Below are 6144 nucleotides of genomic sequence, written 5' to 3'. Positions count from 1 at the left end.
CCGCGCAGGCGGCCAGACCGGACGATAGGGCCGGCACCGCCTGTACAAGGCAGCCCCTGGTGCTTAAGAACCATATGCTTGCTTGCAAGACGCATAACACGCATGATGAACACGCCCTCTACTCGAGAGAGAGGGCGTAAAACTCCACCAGCCAAGAACTCTGGAGAGGAGCCGTCCATACAGCAACGACCCCTTCCGCCACCATCAATCAAGCGCCGACAGGCCTACCGTCTTCACGACGCACAACAATGGTAGCCGAGCGTGCATCACCACCCTCTGCGCGCACCGTATTCCACACCCCACCCGGGTGCTGAATATTGATGAAGAACGCCGTCAGATCAGGCGAATACGCAATACCGGTAATTTCGCAATCTGCCGGCCCGACGAGGAAGCGTTTCGATTCGCCAGTTTCCTGATCGATGTAATACATCGAGTTATTGCCGAACCCCGTCGCGCCTGAGTCAGTCTGCACCCACAGGCGGCCTTGAGGATCCACACGGATGCCATCCGGGCTGGAGAACGTATCGCCATTGATATTGCCGGTGACATTTGCAGCCTCACCTGCAGACGCATCAAAGCCAGCCAGCAACAACAGATCCCATTGGAACGTCGTAGCCAGCGGAGAATCACCGGTTTCTTTCCAGCGAACGATGTGACCGTGCCGGTTTTCAGTGCGGGGGTTGGCGGCGCTAGTGCGCTTGCGGCTGCTGTTGTTCGTCAGCGTGCAATAGAGCGTCTTGTCTACACCGACAGTGATCCATTCCGGACGATCCATCAGCGTAGCGCCTGCCACGCGTGCGGCAGCCTTCGTGTTGATCAGGACATCAGCCTGAGTCTTGAAATCGATCAGCGACGATTCGGGCAGCGTGCCCACGGCGACCTGGGTGTAATTGCCCGGATCGACAGCGCCAACCGTCAGATTGTTTTTGCCGACCGTCAACTCGATCCAGTTGCCCGAGCCATCATCGTTGAAACGAGCCGCGTACAACGTGCCCTCATCCAGCAGGCCGAGGTTGTTGGCACGGTTGGCCGGATCATAGGCTTTGCTGGGGATGAACTTATAAATGCAGCCCGGCGTACCATCATCGCCCATGTAGAACGCGACACGATTGTTCTCGTCCAGCATATAGGCGGTGTTTTCGTGATCGAAACGGCCCATGGCGGTGCGCTTGACCGCCGTCGAACTTGGGGTATAAGGATCGATCTCCACCACCCAGCCATAGCCTTCTTCTGCCTGCGTCGGATCCCAGTAGTTATCGGTCGTTTCTTCGCAGGTCAGGTACGTGCCCCAGGGGGTGGGACCGCTGGCGCAGTTGTTCAAAGTGCCGACCACAGTCGAACCCACGGCCGAGGCGGCGGGACCGCTGACGCTGTAAACGGTGTTGCCGCTATAGCGCTTGTTGTAGCTCGAGTTGGTGTTGACCGACCATTTGCCGTCATCGGAACGCGTGAGCTCGATGACCGACACGCCAACGTTGGACAGGTTGGTCTGAGTCTCGTTGGTGCTCAGGTCCAGAGTCTCGCTGTCGACGTTTTCGTGATTCAGAACCAGCAGGCCGCCCTTGTTGGGGTCTACGCCGTCCAGCGGATAGAAGTGCATGCCGTCGTGCTGGCCGCCCGATTGCTTCTCGGTGGTCGGGTACGACTGGGGCGTGCCGGTGTAGCCGATCGAGCCGATTTCGCACTTGTCGCCGGCCGAATACAGGATTTCTACCACATAGCCTTGCGGCACCGTGACGGTGTCGGCGGTGATCAGATCATCCAGCGGGGTAAAGGTGACCGAGTAGTCGGGGCCGGGAGGGGGCGTCGAGCCGCCGTCGTCACCGCCGCTGGAGTCGTCATCATCGTCATCACTGCCGCTGCCACAGGCCGTCAGCGTTGCGCCAAATACGGAAAGCAACGACAGGCCGATACTGTTTCTCAAAAGCGTGCGACGGGCGGGGTTGGCCGCTACGATGTCCTCGAGCATTTGGCCCGGAACGGTGATTTCTCCGCGAGCCTCACGGCTGGGAGCACGCAATTTATCTGTCAAATATGACATGTAGACCTCGTTGGGTGTTAATCGTTTTCAGGAAAACGTCAGAGAGCGGACGAGAGACTACGGAGTCTGTATGACGGGGATATGGCGAAAGACAAAAAACATCGTATTTCGACATTTTTTGGGTAAGGGTAGTCCCTTAAGGGTAATTGCTGGCCTAGCCTGGCTTGCCCTAATGCGCGTTATTACTTGTTTGTCATCATTGCCGGACTTGGCCGATGATGAGGCCGGAGCAATGTGGCGCAGACCGCGCGGCACATCGCCAGAACCCTTTCATCCGTACATGGGTAATACATGAGCGACACGAATTTGGCTTGCAGGGCAGGGGTCGACATCGGTGGGACATTCACCGATGTGGCGTTGGAATACCAAGGGCGGCTGTATACCGCCAAGGTGCTGACCGATTATGAAAAGCCCGAGCGGGCCATTGTGCGGGGCCTGCAGCTGGCGATAGAACAAGCAGGGATTGCGCCTGCGGCGATTCAGTCCATCGTACATGGTACGACGCTGGCGACCAATGCGCTGATCGAGCGCCGTGGGGCCAAGACGGCATTTATTACGAGCGACGGGTTTCGCGATGTCATCGAAATGCGCAACGAAGGCCGTTTCGAACAGTATGACCTGACGATTCAGTTGCCCGCGCCGTTGATCCCGCGCTGCGATCGTTTTCCGCTCAAGGGGCGTCTGGATGCGTCCGGGCGTGAACTGGTGCCTCTCGATATCGAAGGCCTGGACCGCATTATCGATGAGATTCGCGACGGCGGCTTTACCAGCGTGGCTGTCGGGTTGATGCACAGCTATCGCAATGGCGACCATGAGCGTCTAGTGCGTGACCGTCTGCGGCGTGCTCTACCCGATGTGTCGGTATCGATCTCGTGTGAGGTATCGCCCCAAATTCGCGAGTTCGAACGGTTCAACACGGTCTGCGCGAATGCTTATGTCAAGCCGTTGATGTCGTCATACCTGAATCGCCTGGCCCAGGCCTTGGCGGTCGAGGGAATGGCATGCCCGCTTTATATGATTCACTCGGGCGGCGGCTTGATGTCATTGGCGAGTGCCGCGGAGTTTCCGGTGCGCTTGCTGGAATCCGGCCCCGCGGGCGGAGCGATCTACGCTAGCCACGTCGCCGCGAAATACGGGTTGGATCGCGTCTTGTCGTTCGATATGGGCGGAACGACTGCCAAGATTTGCTTGATTGAAGACTTGCATCCCAAGACTGCGCGTACGTTCGAAGTGGCGCGGACCTATCGATTCAAGAAGGGCAGCGGTATGCCGATTTCGATCCCGGTGATCGAAATGGTGGAGATCGGTGCGGGTGGCGGTTCGATCGCGCATGTCGACGATTTGAAGCAGGTCCGGGTCGGCCCGGAAAGCGCGGGATCTGAGCCGGGGCCTGCCTGCTATGGCCGAGGCGGCGAGCGTCCGACAGTGACGGATGCGGACCTGGTATTGGCAAAGCTGGACGCCAAACGGTTTGCGGGCGGCTCGATTACCTTGGACGAGCAGGCATCGCGCCAGGCATTGCAAACCCATATCGCGGATCCGCTGCAGAGCGTGAACGTGCAAGCCGCCTATGCGGTGGCCGAGATGGTGGACGAGAACATGTCCAACGCCGCGCGCATGCACGCGGTCGAGAGCGGCCGTGATTTGAGCGAATACACGATGATCGCCTATGGCGGTGCCGCGCCGCTGCATGCAGTGAGGCTGTGCGAAAAGCTCGGGATGGAACGTCTGCTCGTGCCGCCGGGCGCAGGCGTCGGGTCGGCCATTGGTTTTCTGCGCGCGCCTTTTGGCTATGAGTCGCTGCGCAGCGCGGTCATGCGTTTGAGTCAGTTCGATGCCGGCATTGTGAACGGCATGATTGACGAGATGAATGATGAAGTCGCGAGCTTCCTGCGGGAAACGGGACATGGCGAGGATGCCGTCCGCGAATTGCGGGCGTATATGCGCTATGCCGGCCAGGGCTGGGAAATCCCGGTGGATGCACCCGCGGGGGTGTTGAACGATGCCAGCCTTGAAGTCTTGCGCGCGAATTTCGTCAAGGCCTATACGCAACTGTTTGGCCACGAGGTGGCCGGGCTGGACGTCGAAGTGGTGAGTTGGGCGCTGTCTCTGCGCACCGAAACGGAAATGCCCCCGCGCATCGAGCCGAGCACGGGCGACAGTGCGGGATCGCGTGAACAATATCCGCCGATTGATAGGCGTAACGTGTTTGACGCCAAATCCGGCGATTTCCATGATTGCGCGATCTATGACCGGGCCAGCTTGCCGCGTGCCGTGCGGCTGGATGGGCCGTTGATTGTGACGGAAAAAGAGACCTCGACCTATGTCAGCCCGGACTACAGCTTGATCCTGCAACAGGACGATAGCTTACTCATCCAACGTCAACATAAACAAGGGGTGTGACATGAGCACCAACATCAAAGTCCGCGAACAAATCATGTGGAATCGCCTGATCTCGGTGGTCGAAGAGCAGGCTGCGACCTTGGTTCGCACGGCGTTCTGCACCAGCGTGCGCGAGGCGGGTGATCTGTCGGCAGGCGTGTTCGACGCGCAGGGGCGCATGATTGCGCAGGCCGTGACCGGCACGCCGGGGCACGTCAATTCCATGGCGGATTCCGTCGGGCATTTCGTGGCCAAGTTCGGCGAGAATGGCCTGGTGCCGGGTGACGTCCTGGTGACTAACGACCCGTGGATGGGAACCGGGCATTTGCACGATATCACCATGGTGACGCCGGTCTACCGCCAGCCCACGGCCGATGCGGCGACTCGCCTGATTGGTTTTTTCGCCTCTACGGCCCACGTGGTGGATATCGGCGGGCGCGGCTTTGGCCCCGATGCCGGCGACGTGTACGAAGAAGGTATACGCATCCCGTTGATGAAGTTCTACAAGGGCGGCGTGCTGAATGAGGATCTGGTCGAGATCTTGCGCAATAACGTGCGCGAGCGGGATCAGGTCGTCGGGGATTTTCATTCGCTGGTCGCTTGCAACGACACGGGCCGCCGCCGTCTGGAAGCTATGCTGGATGAGTTCGGGTTGCCCGATCTGACAGAATTGGCGGCGTTTATTTTCGAGCACAGCGAGCGCGCCACGCGTGACTACATTGCGGCGCTGCCCCAGGGCAAGCACAGCTACGAAATGCGAGTCGATGGTTACGAGAGCCCGATTGATCTGCGGGTGACGGTGCAGCCGCAGGGCGGCACCATGTACGCGGATTTTGCGGGGACCTCGGGTACGAGCCGCTACGGTATCAACGTGCCGCTGACGTATACCAAGGCCTATGCATGTTATGCCTTGAAGTGCGCCATCGCCCCAGAGATCCCGAATAACTGGGCGTCGCTGCGTCCGTTCGAAATCACTGCGCCGGCGGGTTGCATTTTGAATGCGCCGTTCCCCGCTCCGGTGGCAGTGCGGCACGTGCTGGGGCATCTGATTCCCGATGTGGTGTTGGGAGCCTTGCAGAGCTATCGCCCGGATTTGATTCCCGCCGAGGGGGCCAGCGCATTGTGGAACCTGCAGATGCGGTTTCAGGGCGCGCGTGAGCATAACCGCGAATCGCGTCACGAGATGCTGATTTTCAATACGGGCGGCACAGGGGCTCGACCCAATAGTGATGGGTTGAGTACGACGGCTTTCCCGAGCGGTGTGCACACCATGTCCTCGGAGGTGACGGAGAGCATCGGCCCGATCGTCGTATGGCGCAAGGAACTGCTGCCGGATTCGGGGGGTGCAGGACGTTGGCGCGGCGGCCTGGGGCAGCGTATCGAGATCGGCGCTCACGAGGGATACCAGTTCACGTTGAATGCGATGTTTGATCGCGTGGCTTTTCCGGCGCGCGGCCATCATGGCGGCAGCAACGGCGGAGCGGGCAAGGTCGGGCGGGATGACGGCACGGTGTTGCGCGCCAAGGGCAGCCAGTTGATTGCAGAAGGGCAGCGGCTGGTGCTGGACTTGCCGGGTGGCGGCGGTTTTGGTGCGCCGGCTGAGCGGCCTGCCGAATTGGTCAAGCGCGATGTGCAATACGGCTATATCAGCGAGGCTGAGGCGCGTCGCGATTATCCACACGCGTTTGATTGATCGCAAGGCGGTGCTGCCGGTGTCTGTG

3 protein-coding genes are annotated in these 6144 nt (G+C 59.9%); 2 read left to right on the top strand and 1 reads right to left on the bottom strand.

The window, feature by feature from the left end; genetic code table 11:
* Nucleotides 1–208: 208 nt before the first annotated feature.
* Complete coding sequence (locus ACNA0J_RS19400) at nt 209–2041, bottom strand: PhoX family protein (protein ID WP_415820502.1); 1833 nt, start codon at nt 2039–2041, stop codon at nt 209–211.
* A gap of 291 nt (nt 2042–2332) precedes the next feature.
* Between ACNA0J_RS19400 and ACNA0J_RS19395 the strand changes: the two genes are divergently transcribed.
* On the top strand, nt 2333–4444 hold the full coding sequence (locus tag ACNA0J_RS19395) for a hydantoinase/oxoprolinase family protein (RefSeq protein WP_415820501.1): 2112 nt from the start codon (nt 2333–2335) through the stop codon (nt 4442–4444).
* A gap of 1 nt (nt 4445) precedes the next feature.
* Nucleotides 4446–6116 carry a hydantoinase B/oxoprolinase family protein gene (locus tag ACNA0J_RS19390; protein ID WP_415820500.1) on the top strand — a complete coding sequence of 557 codons (1671 nt, stop codon included), beginning with the start codon at nt 4446–4448 and terminating at the stop codon, nt 6114–6116.
* Nucleotides 6117–6144 lie beyond the last annotated feature (28 nt).

Source organism: Bordetella tumbae, assembly GCF_965139195.1.
Lineage (GTDB): Bacteria > Pseudomonadota > Gammaproteobacteria > Burkholderiales > Burkholderiaceae_B > Bordetella_A > Bordetella_A tumbae.
Note: the sequence above shows the minus strand (reverse complement) of the source record. Positions and strands in the feature narration are given on the sequence as shown.

Excerpts from the sequence above, each read along its gene's own strand:
- ACNA0J_RS19390 (WP_415820500.1), top strand. The coding sequence starts at position 4,446 with ATGAGCACCAACATCAAAGTCCGCGAACAAATCATGTGGAATCGCCTG.
- ACNA0J_RS19400 (WP_415820502.1), bottom strand. The coding sequence starts at position 2,041 with ATGTCATATTTGACAGATAAATTGCGTGCTCCCAGCCGTGAGGCTCGC.
- ACNA0J_RS19395 (WP_415820501.1), top strand. The coding sequence starts at position 2,333 with ATGAGCGACACGAATTTGGCTTGCAGGGCAGGGGTCGACATCGGTGGG.